The sequence below is a fragment of the Paenibacillus pectinilyticus genome, assembly GCF_001700435.1.
GTDB classification, from domain to species: domain Bacteria; phylum Bacillota; class Bacilli; order Paenibacillales; family NBRC-103111; genus Paenibacillus_E; species Paenibacillus_E pectinilyticus.
The window spans coordinates 222969-238154 of sequence record NZ_LYPC01000026.1 but is presented as its reverse complement, the minus strand read 5'-3'; the positions used below and the strand labels follow the sequence as shown (position 1 = coordinate 238154).

Genomic DNA, 15186 nt, shown 5'->3' with positions numbered 1-15186 from the left:
TGCTTATTGCCTCTAGTATCTCGATATTTCGTGCAATACGACCATGGCGTTTGCTTATTCTGTATACAATGTGCTGCGCTCGGCGTTTTGCTGAAAGATAAGCACTTGCAGCGTGCTTACTGCCTCTAGCATCGCGATATTTTGCGAAATAAGACCATGACGTGTGTTTAATGGTCGCCTCATGCACTGCTTGCTGATCACACGAATACAAACAGCGCCTCGGCTATGTCCGAGACGCTGTTTTTTCATATTGAAGAGGTGCCCCTTACCCTTGGCCAACTCTTTTCAACTGTACATACTGTTCAATCCCGTCCAAGATCCGTTCGAGTCCGAAATCCAGATCATTGCCAATCGGGCTATCTGCTTCGTCCGTATAAGCACCTGCCATCAAGATAGGATGCAAATGGGGGAACCGATCTGGCTTAACCAATTGCTTAAGTGCAGCACTATAGTTCATTCCACTAAACGCTTCGGGGCTCGCACCACCGCGGATGCTCTTGTCCATGTCTCGCGCAAGCAGACCACATGCTCTAGAATAGCTACTTACGAGTAATAGGAAGGACATTTTCTCAAAATCATTCAGCGGGAAATCCCGCATGATTCTCAACATCCAATCGATGACTTGCAAATTGCCTGGCGTGATAGGAACACTTGTAATCGGAATATCACCGAACCAAGGGTGTTTGCGGAAGACCTCAACAGTTGCCCAGACGTATTCGGTCATTTCCTGACGCCACGGTTTATCCGCTACCTCTGGTGGGATCGGAATGTCACAGACTGCATCCTGCATCAACACGAGCAGATCTTCCTTGCTCGTAATGTAGCGGTACAACGACATCGTTGTAAAACCCAACGATTGAGCGACTCTATGCATCGAGACTGCCGCAAGTCCATCCTTGTCGGCAATGGCAATTGCCGCGTCAACGATTTTTTTAATGCTGAGCTCACCTTTCGGTCCCCTACGGGAAGTCTTAACAATTCCCCAGCTCATTGCTACCCCTGAAGGTAAGCTTTGTATGATTTCATCATCGATCCCGTCGCCGTTCTCCATGTGTCTATGCCTCCATCATCCTTGCAATTCCGAATATGTATACCTCATATACAGTATAGCATAATCGCTTTTATCTTTTAAAATGTGTCGTCATTGCCTTACACCCTCTTTGCAGTTTCACCTTGCGAAATCCCGCGGTGCGGATAGGGTCTGCTCCTTATGATTAGGGGCCTAAAAGCTTGAGGCCCATCTTCCAAATTCGGATCCTATTAAGCCATTTCAGGTTGCTTATTCCTTCTCAGTTCGGTGCTTATAAACAGATAAGCCCAAAGCGTGTGCTAATCTGCCGCAACACGTTCCTTTCTGGGCACACGCTCCAGCAATAAGCATTCCTACCTTGCCTATACAAGTAGAATAGGGCATTTTCATTCGAATAAGACCACGGTGGTTGCTTATCCAGCTCCACTTCCCTTAAACCAAAAAACCAGCATCCCGGTCATCCCGATACGCTGGTTCTAATTACAACGGCGAAGCTGAGCCCGCTTCATTCCTACAGAGCTGCCGATCACCACGCTAAGTCCCATCCCCGTCCACTACTGCGGCGCCGCTTTCACCTTCAGATCGTATTGACCATTACGTATCGTCAAACTCGCCTCATAATACCCCCGGCCACAGTTGGCGGAATTGCACTGACATTTGTAGGCACCCGAACAGCCGCACACATAAAACTTCGTCTTGGTGAAACCAGGATAAATATGCGACAAGTTTTGATAAAACGTATGTGCATGGTGAGTGAAAATACCGATTACGTTATCTCTCACATTTGCAGGAATGGCCCTGAAGAAATTATCCGTTTCCTGCTGACTCACAATATGCGACGGGTCAACCGAAATACCAGGAACCTGCAAGGGCCAATGACAATCAATGATATAGTAATATCGAGGGTCTAAACTTTTAAGCAAGCTAATGCTAGCAAAGCTGAACTTACCAAGGGCATTATCCAACCAAACATATTTCACCTTACCTTGCGTTCCCGGGAAATTCATGATCCCAAACACATCGCCTAAATAGGTTCTAAACTGATCCCTCGTGTTATTCTCCCAATTCCCAATCGAAGCCTTGAAGGGAATCTTTCTAGGGGTTAGAACGCTCGTTACCGTATCTTTAAAAGCTTTGTAATCTGCTTCTGATTGTGCACCCACAGACCCGTGTTTATTATCTCCGCCAAAAATCACGAACTGCTTATTACCCGATTTCACGGCTTTGGGCAGCAGATTTCGGAAAATAGCTAGGCTATGCCCATAGCCGACATGACTATCACCCATAATCGCAAAGTTAACGACTTGCACGGCAGCTGGGGGAATCTTTTTCCAACTAGTAAGCGTAGGCCGCAGCTTAGTCAACCATTTCAAGAAAAGTCACACCTCACTTTCACATATCGATGTACGTATATGCCACATCTATATGCGAAAAGGGACGCCCTTTCTTGGATTTTGATAAAAGTATCCCGCCCATCTCACTCACCGCACCCGCTTCGCCATATACTCCCTCGGCGTCATCCCAAACTTCGCCTTGAACAGCTTATAGAAATAGCTCTCATTCTCTACCCCAACTCGCTGCATGATCTCTTGGATGCTTAGCTTCGAATTCTCCATCCACTCCACCGCTTTGTGGAGCTTCACTTGATTGATATATTCGGGGATCGACATCCCGAGATGAATCTTCGAAATTTTGCTCAACTTGTAAGCGGGCAGCCTCATCATTTCAGAAATGCTTGCTGCCGAGAGCGAAGAATCAAAGTAGTTCGTATCAATGATCTCCTTGATCGTATCGGCGACAACTTGGTTGCCTTGAATGCCTTTTTCTTCGCCTTCGCTATGAATCGACCTGACCGCTTCCAAGAGGAGCCCCTCGAACTGCTCGATGGTCTCTTCCTCATACAGCTCGCGGCTCATGAGTCTGGCGGGGACCGCAATCGGTTCCTTACTTGTACGGTTCATCTCAAAAATCGTTTTCTTCAGATGGTGCACCAACTGCATACTCACCAACATGATGCTGCCATAGTCCAACTTGCGAATCTGCTGGAAGACGTCGCGGAGTTTTTCCTCCGTTTTCGGCGAATTCCCCTTCGGTACCGCTTCGATAAATTTATCGACCAAGGCCAATACATGCTCAACATCCACGTTGCCGGTATGCTCATCAATCAAGGCTTGCGTGATGACCGACTTCGTTCCGAATACATACCGATACGAACTGTTCGCTAAGGTGCTGTTATATTCGGCAGCAATCGCCGTGTAGTCAACCATCGGCCGGCTCACCGCCGCAGAAAAAGACACATGATAATGCTTCAGGATATAGTTCTGCGCTTCCCGCAGCGCTTGTTCCACATGTTCCACGGATTCCCCTTGATCCTCAGCGGTGTTCAAAAGAATCGTGAACGAGTCGTCTTTCATATCCACCGTTTGGACGATACAAAGGCTCGACAACGCATCCGTCGTGACATTCGCAATCGCAAAACGCAGCAACTCACGCTCAGCCAAGCTTTTGTGGCTTAAGAAACGTTTGTACTCATCGATGCGCAGCACACAGATCAGGAATGGTTGATCTTTGGTCAAGGAGGCATTCAACGACCTCAACACATCTTCGAATTCAGCTGCATTCATACTGTAGCTATCGGCCATCAGCTTTTTCAAAAAGTAGATCTTCATAATGCTCGTATTATTGTTCTTCTCGAGATTGTATTCGTACAATTGCTCTCTGGACTTACGGTACACCTCGGTCAAATAGGAGAATTCATCCTTCACGCCCGGCTTCAAGAAGCTCTCTTTCCCCGCTCCGCCCAAAGATGTCTGTTCCATTAGCCTTCTTACCGGCCGATAGATCCCTTGCGAAACCGATAGCGTTAAGAGCAGCGCGCCCACAAAAACGGCCGCCGTGATGAACAAAATCGTATCCATTAGTTGCTTCAGATTCGCGTACACTTCCTTGTACGGCTTTGCTTCCAGCAGCGTCCATCCCGTATTTTCCAAATATATATAAGAAACGATGAACTTCTCGCCCTTCACTTTTGTGGAGAAAAATCCAGCTGGCTCTCCCGAATGAACTAACTCTTGGGAAACCGATGCCTCAAAAGCTTGCTTAATCATCACCGCGGATGCGTCGTTTGCGATCAGATGGGTTGGATCCGTTTCCATGAATTGATGGTTGTCTTCTAAAATATATAAATCACTCTGCGTGCGCGAATCAAACTGGTTAATCGTTCGAATGTTATCGACAAGCCAATCTAACTTGACGTTCAAAATGATTGCGCCATCCATGAAGCCTTGTTCGTCCACATTTTCAAACATGACATAACTCAACACCGTATCGTAGGTGGGTTTCTCTGTCGTGCCACCGGTTTGCATTTTCCGCACAATAGCCTTCAAGGGTGTAATATGCGGGTTCGCCGAGAGAACTTTATCTAACTCTGCATCCTTATGATACAGATCACCGAAGGTCGAATAATACATCTTCTTATGGTTGTTATAGATATAGATCGATTGTACGAACGGATAATTAGCGACGATGGTCGCATTCAATTTATTAATCGTGTTCAAATGATCGTATGTCTCTTCATCATTCAAATACATAAGCGCCTTCACATCATTATTTCCATAGGTAGACAAGGTCAACTTGCGGATCATCGTATCCAAATAATCAATGTTGTACTTCATTTGCGATAACACTTTTTGACTGCCTTCGTATTCACTTTGGAATACATTTTTCTCCACATTCACATAGATTAAGCTGGAAAATGAAAGTAAGATCAGTAGGATAATGCAATTTATCCAGAGAAAAATGCGCAGCAAATACTTTTTCCCCTGAACGATTCGCCAAAGCTTCATGCCAGTTCCCCCTTATGTCCAATCTAAACCTAGCACGAATAGTCCACCCTATTATAACCCTTTCAACGGGAACAGTCCCTACTGATTTGCATCATAGGGACTTGCTCGATATCCATATCTTTAGCTCATTCGTATTGTCTTCACTTCAAAAGGTGTAAAGGATAAAGATAGGGTAGATGCGTCTATGCGATCTATGGATACGTGATCTATCGGTTCTTCAAGCATATTGGTTTCAATAGCTCGCTTGAAATCGACGCCCAGCGTAAGCGAACAACGTGTGGTTGCCCCCTTCGATTCATAAGCTCTAAGGATCCAATCGCCAGACCCATCTTCGGCTAACTTGATCGTGTCGATGATAATATTCTTGCGATCACAGTGGGCTAGACGGAACGATTGCTGGGCTGAGCCCGCAGCGATGATAATTGGGCTGTTCAACTCGTAAGCCTCTTGAATAACAGGATCGCTCATGAAGCCTTTATGCCAAATGTGCATCGCATAGGTGAATTCATGTACACCTTCGTCAGCACGCTCATCCGGATACGTAGCACCCCGCAGCAACGTGAGATTCATGTGTTTCCCCGAGGCGTTCATGCCATATTTGCTATCATTCAAAAGGGAGAAGCACCGGTCACCTTCCACGAAGGCGGACCACTTATGTTGATTGACCTCGTAACGATCCGCGTCATGGATGCGGGAGAAATGATTGGGCCTTTTCACATAGCCAAATTGGATTTCACTGAGTACCTCTTGGCTGTGCAGGTTCACATGGAAGCCGACCTTCAGCAGCTTGTGTTTCTCTTTCCACAGAATCTTCGTTCGGAAATCAACCCGTCTACTGCCCGCTTCCAACCGAATTTCTTGCGTCAGCGTAGACTGATTGAGCGTGCGCTCCACAAGGATGGATGCAAAAAGCGGGCCTTCGGCTAGCACGGTGATACGCGCTGGTTCATGAAGTTCAATCGCCGAATCCGCGTATCTGCGATCGATTTCCCACGCGTCATAATTGGACGTTTGATCGCGGTACATCAGGAATTGATTGCTTCGTCCACCCAGCCATTCCTCACCGGTTTCTTTATCGATTAGGCTCGTGATCTCGCCGAATGTATTGAGCGTTAGCTTCAGCCATTGATTTTCTAAGGATGTCGGAGTTGCAGCGAGCTCGTTGTTTAAAAATTCGGCGCTGACAGACGCTGTGTTCAAGTCCGTATATCCCATTGCCGGGAGCTGCACTTTGACATAGGTTTTGTTGTCATGGACTTGGCTGCTCAGTAACTTTTGATCACTTGCCATGTTGGATGGCAATTCCACAAGTGCAGATCGCTCCCAAGCCAAGGAATTGAAAAGCGTCACCCCTTCGCGATGAGGTGCAACTAGTGTTTGTAAAGCACCTCGCGCCATCGAACGCGCTTCCTCTAACACCATAGTAAAAGCCTTCTCTGCCTCCACATGTACTCTCGTGATGGACGTCCCCGGCAAAATATCATGAAACTGCAGCAGCAGCAGCTTACGCCATGTTTCAGCTAAAGCCTCTTTCGCATAGCGATGTCCATGCTGCTTAGCAGCGACGGCGCTCCATAGCTCCGCATCTCTTAAGGCAAATTCGCCAGCGCGGTTGCCCTTCTTCATCTTCGCCTGCGTGGTGAATGTCCCTCTGTGCGCAGGATAGTATAGCTCGCCGACATAATGGCTATCCGGCATGCCACGCTGCTGCAAATCTTCGAAATAATCGATCGGCGATGCGATTACCGTCTGCGGCAGCCCTTCCAGGTTGCCCATTCTCCGCAGGGATTCCAAATCATCGCGGTTCGCGCCCCCGCCTCCATCCCCATAGCCGAATTGAACGAGGCGAGTTGAGATGTCTTGCTTTTGAATACGTTCATTCCACTGCAAGTGGACATAAGCGGCATCGGTTGGATTCGGAAATGGGCCATAATCCAGCAAATGAACGCTGACTTCCGAACCGTCAATGCCTTCCCAGGTGAAGGTGTTATAAGGAAATGGATCAGCTACATTATCATAGGTCTGGTACATTTTCACCGAGGCAAAATATCGAATACCACTCTTCCGCATAATTTGCGGCAAGTTCCCTGAATAGCCGAACACGTCCGGCAGCCATAGCATTTCGTTCTCTACCCCGAACTGTTCACGGAAGAAGGCCTTGCCGTACAAAAACTGACGAACCAAACTCTCACCGCTCGGGATGTTCGTATCCGGTTCTACCCACATACCGCCTTCAGGGATGATCCTGCCTTCCGCAACATAGAACTTCAAGCGGCCATAAAGCTCTGGATACAGATCTTTGACCATTTGAAACAAATAAGGTTGGCTCTGCACATACGTATATTCGGGGTATTGCTCCAATAGCGCCATCTGGTTGGATAACGTGCGAGCAATCTTGCGCTTCGTCTCCTCGATCGGCCATAACCAAGCAATGTCTAAATGGGATTGGCCCATCATATACAGCTTGGGTGCCGTGGAACCGTTGACGCAAGCCAGCAGCGGTTTGAGAATGAGCCGGCCTTGCTCGGCTAGCAGCTGTAATCCCTCTTCATTCGTACTCCAATCCAGTGTAGCGATGAGCTTGCGAAAGCCTTTGTCAATCTCGCTGACTCTTAGCGATGACGGCTCCAGTGCGTTGCGGAGTTGAAGCAAGGTCTGTAGATCGATATAGAACTGATACAGTTCTTCTTGAACGATCACAACTTTCGATTCACCGTATATAGGTAGGGCACGATCATGACCGGCATAGACCTCCGCCAGGATTTCGAAGACGTCTCCCGCTTCAGCCTTTTGCGTTAACATAACGCCGCTATGCTGTAAATCGCTTGCGCCTGCGAGCCTTCCATTGACATAAATGGTGCTTTCGCCGCCAATATTTAACTGCAGCTCAACACGCTTGCCAGCCGACTCCGGCGTTAGGATCACTGTGCTTTTGAACCAACCATAGTGCGAGCTCTTCCCCCACTCCGTTCCCGGTTGGACGGGCCCGAAGGAACCTTGGATTGCCTCCTCATAAGGAAGCCATTGATTCACAAGCATATATGTAAAATCGACGCTTCCGATGGGGCTGTATAGTCGCTGCTCTTTTTCTTTCAGCCACTTTTCGATGTGGAAAAGGTATTCTTGAGATCGCATGATGGGGGCCTCCGTCTGTTGGGGATGAATATTCTGTATTAACAATATTGATACAGATATGAGTAATTGTATTATTATATTAAATAAATAATAAGTTTATCACATATCTGTGTCAATTAAAATAAATAGTATTTGTTTATTTTAATACAGATAATACAACAAAAAGAGCCCCATCAAATTCCTAGGGCCCTGTGCCTATTATTTCGCCTAACTTAGCGTTCAACCTCTTGTATCACTTCACTGTATTAATCGTGTTGCCCTCATGCATATCCGCCTTGCAGATCTGGCCCTGCACCGAGAAATGATCCTTCCCGTTCAGCTCGTGCATCAGCTGCATCGCAGCGGCTCGTCCCATGTCATAGAAAGGCTGGTTCACACCTGTTATATTGAGCTTCAATTTACGGTTCACATTCAGCGCATCGTACGTCACAAGGGAAATATCCTGTGGAACCGACATCTCCAGCAGCTCAGTCGCTGCGATAACGGCCTCAGCAATTTGATCATTTGCCGCAAAAATAGCGGTGCACGAGCTCTCTTGAATCAACGTCGCAACCTCATAACTATACGCGACTAGCTCATCCTCGAAATTCTCAAACGTTGTTGGGATCAGCACATCTTGATCCGCTTCAAACGAGATGCCCGCTTCGAGAAAAGCTTGCTTCATGCCAAGCAACCGTTCGAAGAACGTGCTCACATCGGAATTCCGAATAAAGAGAATACGTCTGTGACCTTTTTCGAGCAGCATTTTCGTCAGCTTATACGCCCCTGCTACATTATCACTTGTGACATAAGGAAGGTCGCTGTTATATAAATGGCGGTCCAGACACACAACCTTGATGCCGCTATCTTGCAGCAATTGATACAGACGTTGATTACGCTCCTCATGCTTTTCATTAAAAATAGGGCTTAGAATCACACCATCTACTTTCTTCGCGACGGCCCCTTTCATTAACGACTCGAGCTTATCGAGGTTGCGATCATCACTATAGCTTAACAGGTGATACCCGTGCAGATGCAGCACGTCTTCAATACCGCGCAGGGCTGTTGCCCACAGCGGATTGTCAATCCCGATGACCGAAGCGGCGACTAGGCCTGAACGTCCCTGCTGGCTGCCCGGTGAAACTAAACCTATATCGATATAGGTGCCCCTTCGGTTATCTCGCTTCAACAGTCCCTCCGCGCATAGCTCCTTGATCGCTTTCTCCACGGTATTCACACTTGAATGATAATATTTGGCAAAATCACGCGAAGATGGCAGCCTTGTTTCTTCACCAAGCCATTCGCCTGCCATGATGCGCGTTTTGATTTCATCTTTGATACGTTCATAGGGGTAGGTTGTCATTGTAAGCCTGCTCCCATCGAAAATCTTTCCTTATACATGCGAGGCAAATGCTTAATTTTGTAATCAATGGTACTCAGATTGTTCTGCATGTCTTTGATTTGCTCCTCGACGTGTTCTCTGTGCCTCATCAGGATTTGAACACCTTTCTCCAACACCGCGTCGTTATCCATACAGTGCTGAATGAGCGTACGAATATCTTTAATGGGCATGCCCGTTTTCTTCAAACAGCAAATCAGATCGATCCAGTCGATATCTTGCTCTTGGAATACCCTCGTACCATTGATTCGATCAATAAAAGGCAGCAATCCTTCTTTATCGTAATAGCGAATGGTATGGATAGTTAGATTTGTCTTCTCGGCTACTTGCGAGATCGTATAGCTCATACGTCCAATCCCTCACTTTTTGCATCCTGTCTGTGCTTTGAACTTACTCCAGCAATTATATTTTGTCAATCTAGTGGCATACTGTTGACATAAAGTGCACTCTAGCCTTTATCTTTAATAGGGAAGACCAATCGAGAGGAGTTAACAATTGTGAAATATATAGACATTAAAGGAACTGATTTGAAAGTATCCAACATCATCATGGGCAACATGCGCTTGAAGCAGCTCTCCACTTCGGAGGCAGAGACCCTCATCCGCACCGCTATGGAGGAAAACATCAATTTCTTCGATCATGCTGATATTTACGGCGGCGGCGAGTGTGAGACGCATTTCGCAGAAGCGATTGGCATGAACGCGAGTATTCGTGAGCAAATGGTGCTGCAAAGCAAATGCGGAATCCGCAAAGGTTTCTTCGACTTCTCCAAGGAGCATATCATCTCTTCGACAGATAACATCCTTAAGCGACTAAACACGGACTATCTGGATATCTTGCTGCTTCATCGCCCTGATGCCCTTGTAGAGCCAGAAGAAGTTGCCGAAGCTTTCGATACACTGCATGCCAGCGGGAAAGTTAGACACTTCGGTGTTTCCAACCACACTCCGTTGCAAATCGAGCTGCTCAAAAAGCACGTCAACCAGAAGCTCGTCGTCAACCAACTTCAGCTTAGCGTCACGCATACGCCAATGATTGATTCCGGTATCGCACTGAACATGAATATCGATCAATCTGTCAACCGTGACAGCAGCATCCTAGACTACTCCCGTCTGCATGATATGACGGTACAAGCGTGGTCTCCGTTCCAAAAAGCGTTCTTCGACGGCCCATTCCTTGGCGACCTCGAGAACTACCCAGAGCTGAACACATTGATCGATAGCCTTGCTGCCAAATATGGTGTAACCAACACAGCCATTGCCGTTGCATGGATTACGCGTCACCCAGCAAAAATTCAAGTTGTACTAGGTACAACCAACGTTGGCCGTTTGAAGGATTCCTGCCAAGGTTCCGAGATCCCACTTACGCGTGAGGAATGGTACGCCATCTACCAAGCTGGCGGTAAGATCTTGCCATAGAAAGACTGCGTAGCATAAGCTGCCAATCTACGAAAACCTTATTGGTTTTTCGTGGGTTGGCGGTTTTTATTTAACTAAATATCAGAAAATATTCCATATAGTTATTTACTCGTATCTAAAAAGATAGAAAAACAAGTTCAAGGCTGAATTATAGGAAATCATCCTATTATCGTGCAAGCACTCAACTCGCATCGTAGCAACTAACAACTACAGGATCTGCTCCGCACCTAAAATCACTTCACAAATTTTCATTTTGCTCCGATAAATTCGCATTCGAAATTCAATTGCTAAATTGAGATTAAATAACTGGAAAATATTCATCTATTTTCCATGGTTTTCGCTCGAAATTTAATTTAACTGGAAAAAGTGCAGTTAATTACCCCCAAAATGGCCAACCTGACGAAATATGCTTGATTTACCTACAGGAAATCCATCTATTCGGTATATTTCTAGTTTTCCGAGAAAAATAACTACATAAAATCCATCTATCCATTGTTCGGGGTTTGGGGTTACGGGTTACGGGTTACGGGTTACGGGTTACGGGTTACGGGTTACGGGTTACGGGTTACGGGTTACGGATTCGGGGTCAAGAAATAGTAGTTAAAATAAGAAATTGTAGTGGGAGGCATTTGCTATTGGACTACTGTTTGAAAAGATTCAACTTCATTTGTTGAGGCGCGAGTAAGCAGTGCGCAGTATCATTGCCTCGTTCACTGGATATATCCAGTATTTTTGGTTAAATGAATGAGAAAAAGGCTTGTACATTGGATATATCCAGTGGTGTCTTCCTAAATCGGCCGAAAAAGACCGAATTTCGTTAGTTTGACTGGATTTGTCCAATCAAATGCATAAATCAGCTCGTTTTTAAGGCATTACAGTGGACTTATCCAATGGCCACTAGACTTAGACTCCCCTTTAGATTATCGTGGCGGGCTCGGGGCCAGGTTTGGGTTTGGGTTTGGGTTCGGGTTCGGGGGTCGGGGTCGGGGTCGGGGTCGGGGTCGGGGTCGGGGTCGGGGTCGGGGTCGGCTTCGGCTTCGGGTCAGGCGCCAACTCACACGACTTACACAAAAAGACCTTCCGCAATCCTGCGAAAGGTCTCCCCTTTAACCCCAAATTTGCCACGAGCGCAGCACTTCTCATCAAATTGCTTCAATTCAACACTGCGCTGCAAGCTACTTATTCGTACCAGTAGCCTTTAAAGCCTTTTTCAAGGCGAAGCAGCGCCTCTAAATAGTAATAATCGCCCCAGATGACGTAGTCATCCGGCGCAGCACCGCCGCGCACACTATACGAGCCGCGCTCAAGCAAGCCCTGTGCATCCTCTTTGCCAATGGTGGCGTAGGATTTCACCAAACCAGCCATGGAGCGCTGCACGCCAGCTTCCAAATAAGCGCGATCTGGGTCATCAGCCGCCAAATGCTCCAGAATTTCCAAAGCGCCTGCAGAAGCAATGGCCGATGCGGAGCTATCCCGCTTGGTCTCGGCATTCACAGGGGCATTAAAATCCCAGTATACGACGTCATCTTCCGGTAAACGGTCGAAGAAATAACGCGCTAAGCGTTTTGCCGTCTCCAAGTAGAGTGGATTCTTGGTGTAGTGGTAGGATAGCGCGAAGCCATAAATTCCCCAAGCTTGCCCTCTCGTCCAGGTAGATCCATCGTGATAGCCTTGGGCAGTTCCGCCACGCAGCGGCTCGCCCGTTTCTTGATCGAAATAAAATGTATGATACGAAGAATCATCCCCACGCACCAAGTAACGGCGCGATAAATCGGCGTGTGCGACAGCGACTTCTTGGTATTTGGCATCGCCTGTTTTTTCATACGCCCAGTAGAGCAGTGGCAGATTCATGAGGCAATCGATAATGATCCGTCCACCATTTTGCTCATCACCCTCAGGTCCCCATGCTTGAATGTATTGGCCCTTCGGTCTCCAACGTTTCATGAGCACGTCTGCCGCTTGCAGGGTGAGTTGTTTAGCGTCTTCGTCTCCCTCAAGAATCCATTGTGCCTTGGAAGATAAGGAATATAAGAAGCCAATATCATGGTGATCCAAAGCTACATTGTCCGCGAGTCTTTGTTTAAAGCTGGCAACCGTTTTCTGAGCGGCCTCTTGGAACGCTTGATCTCCGCTGTATTGATAGCTTAGCCACAATAGGCCTGACCAGAAGCCATCTGTCCAATCCGTATTCGGATTCAAATCATAGATATCATTCTCGCTGACATGAGGGAACAAATCGCCGAACCGCGTAATATTCACTTTCGTTTTTGCCAAAGCATCCTCAATCGCCTGTTTCCACATCTGAGTATCACTCCATATCGTTTAATTGGGTTGTTTCACGCTCGATGAAGGTAAGGGGGACTTCAAATTCCCGTTCCTCCCCTGTCTCCACGCTATGTCCGAATTTGTGCAGCAATTTATGAATGGCCATTTGAGCCTGAAGGGTATACGGGATGTCCCAGCTTGAAATGCCAGGATAGCTATGCATCGCAATATAATTGTTATTAATGCTAATCATCTGAAGGCGCTCAGGGATGTCGATACGCAATTTGTTCGCAGCTGAAAGGAGCTTTAAAGCAACATGATCATCAAAAGCAATGATGCCCACTCGCTGTTGCTGACCCGCTATTTCCTCTTGAAGAAAAGCCTCTACATCCAATTCCTTCATGTCAACGATGTGATGAGGAATCTGGCGATTCAACTGCTCAATGCCTGCCTCGAAACCAAGGCGGCGTTGTTCATCAATCACTTTGGAATGCTTACTGCCCACATAAACTAGTGATTCGCATCCGCGATCGGCAAGCAGTTTCGTTGACTGTCTGCAAGCCTCGGCAAAACCTAAATTGACAGCGCCGACGGCGATATCTTCAGGCCAACCCCAGCCGTTAATGAGCACCAAAGGTGTGCCGCTGTTGACAATGGCTCGTGTAGATTCCATGCCCATCGCTAAACCATGACAAATGAGCCCATCAACTCTTCGCTGCAGCAAAACCTCTAAATTCCTTCGTTCGATCGCGGGATCGAATCCCCCAGAGGAAAAGACAGATAAGTGATAGCCCGCTTGGTGCGCTTCTATCTGCAAATGCTCCGCAAGCCGTCCATAATAGCTCGTCAATCCAGGAACAATGAGACCGATTTCAAACGTTTTGTTCCGACTTAATCCAGCTGCCATCGTGTTCCGGCGATATCCCAATTGTTCTGCGGCCAATTCGACTTTGCGAATCGTCTCTTTGGACGAACGAATCCCACCTCGATTCAGCACATTGGAGACCGTAGCAATCGACACACCCGCTGCTGCTGCCACTTCTACAATGGTCACTTGTTTTGGTTTGCTCATACGTGTTTCAACTCCGTTGGTTAAACGTTTAACATACCCTATTAGCTTAAATTGAAACGTTTAATGTGTCAAGCGAAATCCTTTCATATTTTCATCATGCAGCCCCTCTGACCTCAGCAAAAAGAACCGTTCCCGGCCATAACTCCAGCCATCGAACGGTTCTCTAGGATGATCATTTAATGCGGATACACATTCTCAAACTCTTCGCCGCATGGCCCCCCGCTTGGGTTAATTTCCAAGGAAACAGGCTCTCCATTGCCGCGATACAAAGGTCGATAATGGTTGCTAATATGGGTTGCAGAAGCATTGGCATAATGGCAGATGAACGCACGGCGGAAACGATCTTTCGTTTTATTTCGATACGAGCCATGAATCAGATTACCATTGAAAAAGAGTACATCGCCTCGCGCCATAACGACGGGCATGGCCTTCTCATCTTTGGGCGGCTTCACATAATGCGTCGTGAATGACTCTTTCGAGTCTGCGATGTCTGGGCAGGAAATCTCGTAATCATTCGTTTTGGGGACGACGAGCAACCCGCCATTCTCCTCATCCGCGGCATCAATCGCCGTCCAAGCAGCAATACAATTGCCCGGTTCCACCTGCAAATAGAAGTTATCTTGATGAAGCGCCTGCCCTCTGGAACCTGGCGGTTTGTAATAAAACATGCTTTGCGCTGCCAGTGCCTCTTCCTCATATAAATCTGCTAACACCTCTAACACTGGCTGGTGCAGCATATAGGTTTTGGCTGTCTCATTAAAGCGATGCGGATGCATCACACGCGGGTACCTTTTTAACGGGTCCGTCGTATCCGAATTCAGTTCTGGCTCAAAATAACCAGGGACCGGCTGATGGCTTATCGCTTCAAAGGTTTCATCAATTTCAGCCAAGTTCGCCTCCGAGAACAACCCTTTTACAATCACATATCCTTCTGTATCAAAATGCTCCTTCTGTTCCTTAGTCAATTTGCTGAGCAACTTCGTCATCGCTGTTCCCTCCTGCTTCAACCTCATTTCTTATGTCTTCAGCATACCGAAATCCCT

11 protein-coding genes are annotated in these 15186 nt (G+C 47.1%); 1 reads left to right on the top strand and 10 read right to left on the bottom strand.

The genetic code is table 11. From position 1 onward, the window contains the following. Positions 1-54 precede the first annotated feature (54 nt). The 7 genes from A8709_RS21480 to A8709_RS21450 all read right to left on the bottom strand — a co-directional run bounded on the left by A8709_RS21480 (position 55) and on the right by A8709_RS21450 (position 9735). The gene (locus tag A8709_RS21480) at positions 55-249 is read right to left on the bottom strand and encodes a hypothetical protein (RefSeq protein WP_065854956.1); all 195 of its coding nucleotides are present in this window, start codon (positions 247-249) and stop codon (positions 55-57) included. A 16-nt stretch (positions 250-265) separates the two neighbouring features. Next, positions 266-1051 (bottom strand): TetR/AcrR family transcriptional regulator, encoded by a 786-nt coding sequence (locus tag A8709_RS21475; RefSeq protein WP_065854954.1) that lies wholly within the window; start codon positions 1049-1051, stop codon positions 266-268. A 533-nt stretch (positions 1052-1584) separates the two neighbouring features. Then, complete coding sequence (locus tag A8709_RS21470) at positions 1585-2403, bottom strand: metallophosphoesterase (RefSeq protein ID WP_065854952.1); 819 nt, start codon at positions 2401-2403, stop codon at positions 1585-1587. A gap of 108 nt (positions 2404-2511) precedes the next feature. Then, a complete protein-coding gene (locus A8709_RS21465; RefSeq protein ID WP_065854950.1) occupies positions 2512-4875 on the bottom strand; it encodes an AraC family transcriptional regulator in 2364 nt (787 codons plus the stop codon). Between the two features lie 120 nt (positions 4876-4995). Further along, positions 4996-8010, bottom strand: a complete 3015-nt coding sequence (locus A8709_RS21460; protein ID WP_065854948.1) for an alpha-mannosidase — start codon at positions 8008-8010, stop codon at positions 4996-4998. Between the two features lie 232 nt (positions 8011-8242). Further along, positions 8243-9352 (bottom strand): GntR family transcriptional regulator, encoded by a 1110-nt coding sequence (locus A8709_RS21455; protein ID WP_065854945.1) that lies wholly within the window; start codon positions 9350-9352, stop codon positions 8243-8245. Further along, entirely contained in the window at positions 9349-9735 is a 387-nt protein-coding gene (locus A8709_RS21450) for a MerR family transcriptional regulator (protein ID WP_065854943.1), read from the bottom strand. The genes A8709_RS21455 and A8709_RS21450 overlap by 4 nt, the downstream gene beginning before the upstream one ends. A gap of 150 nt (positions 9736-9885) precedes the next feature. On the opposite strand from A8709_RS21450, the gene A8709_RS21445 reads away from it, so the two are divergent. Next, on the top strand, positions 9886-10806 hold the full coding sequence (locus tag A8709_RS21445) for an aldo/keto reductase (protein WP_065854942.1): 921 nt from the start codon (positions 9886-9888) through the stop codon (positions 10804-10806). Positions 10807-11985: 1179 nt separating this feature from the next. Here the strand turns inward: A8709_RS21445 and A8709_RS21435 are convergent. The 3 genes from A8709_RS21435 to A8709_RS21425 form a co-directional block, all read right to left on the bottom strand. Further along, entirely contained in the window at positions 11986-13107 is a 1122-nt protein-coding gene (locus A8709_RS21435) for a glycoside hydrolase family 88 protein (protein WP_065854938.1), read from the bottom strand. Between the two features lie 7 nt (positions 13108-13114). Continuing rightward, a complete protein-coding gene (locus tag A8709_RS21430) occupies positions 13115-14143 on the bottom strand; it encodes a LacI family DNA-binding transcriptional regulator (RefSeq protein WP_065854936.1) in 1029 nt (342 codons plus the stop codon). Between the two features lie 176 nt (positions 14144-14319). Beyond that, a complete protein-coding gene (locus A8709_RS21425) occupies positions 14320-15129 on the bottom strand; it encodes a phytanoyl-CoA dioxygenase family protein (RefSeq protein ID WP_065854934.1) in 810 nt (269 codons plus the stop codon). Positions 15130-15186: the final 57 nt, after the last annotated feature.

Bases quoted from the DNA above. Each gene is read 5' to 3' on its own strand.
- A8709_RS21480 (WP_065854956.1), bottom strand. From the start codon at position 249: ATGAAAAAACAGCGTCTCGGACATAGCCGAGGCGCTGTTTGTATTCGT.
- A8709_RS21475 (WP_065854954.1), bottom strand. From the start codon at position 1,051: ATGGAGAACGGCGACGGGATCGATGATGAAATCATACAAAGCTTACCT.
- A8709_RS21465 (WP_065854950.1), bottom strand. From the start codon at position 4,875: ATGAAGCTTTGGCGAATCGTTCAGGGGAAAAAGTATTTGCTGCGCATT.
- A8709_RS21460 (WP_065854948.1), bottom strand. From the start codon at position 8,010: ATGCGATCTCAAGAATACCTTTTCCACATCGAAAAGTGGCTGAAAGAA.
- A8709_RS21455 (WP_065854945.1), bottom strand. From the start codon at position 9,352: ATGACAACCTACCCCTATGAACGTATCAAAGATGAAATCAAAACGCGC.
- A8709_RS21450 (WP_065854943.1), bottom strand. From the start codon at position 9,735: ATGAGCTATACGATCTCGCAAGTAGCCGAGAAGACAAATCTAACTATC.
- A8709_RS21435 (WP_065854938.1), bottom strand. From the start codon at position 13,107: ATGTGGAAACAGGCGATTGAGGATGCTTTGGCAAAAACGAAAGTGAAT.
- A8709_RS21430 (WP_065854936.1), bottom strand. From the start codon at position 14,143: ATGAGCAAACCAAAACAAGTGACCATTGTAGAAGTGGCAGCAGCAGCG.
- A8709_RS21425 (WP_065854934.1), bottom strand. From the start codon at position 15,129: ATGACGAAGTTGCTCAGCAAATTGACTAAGGAACAGAAGGAGCATTTT.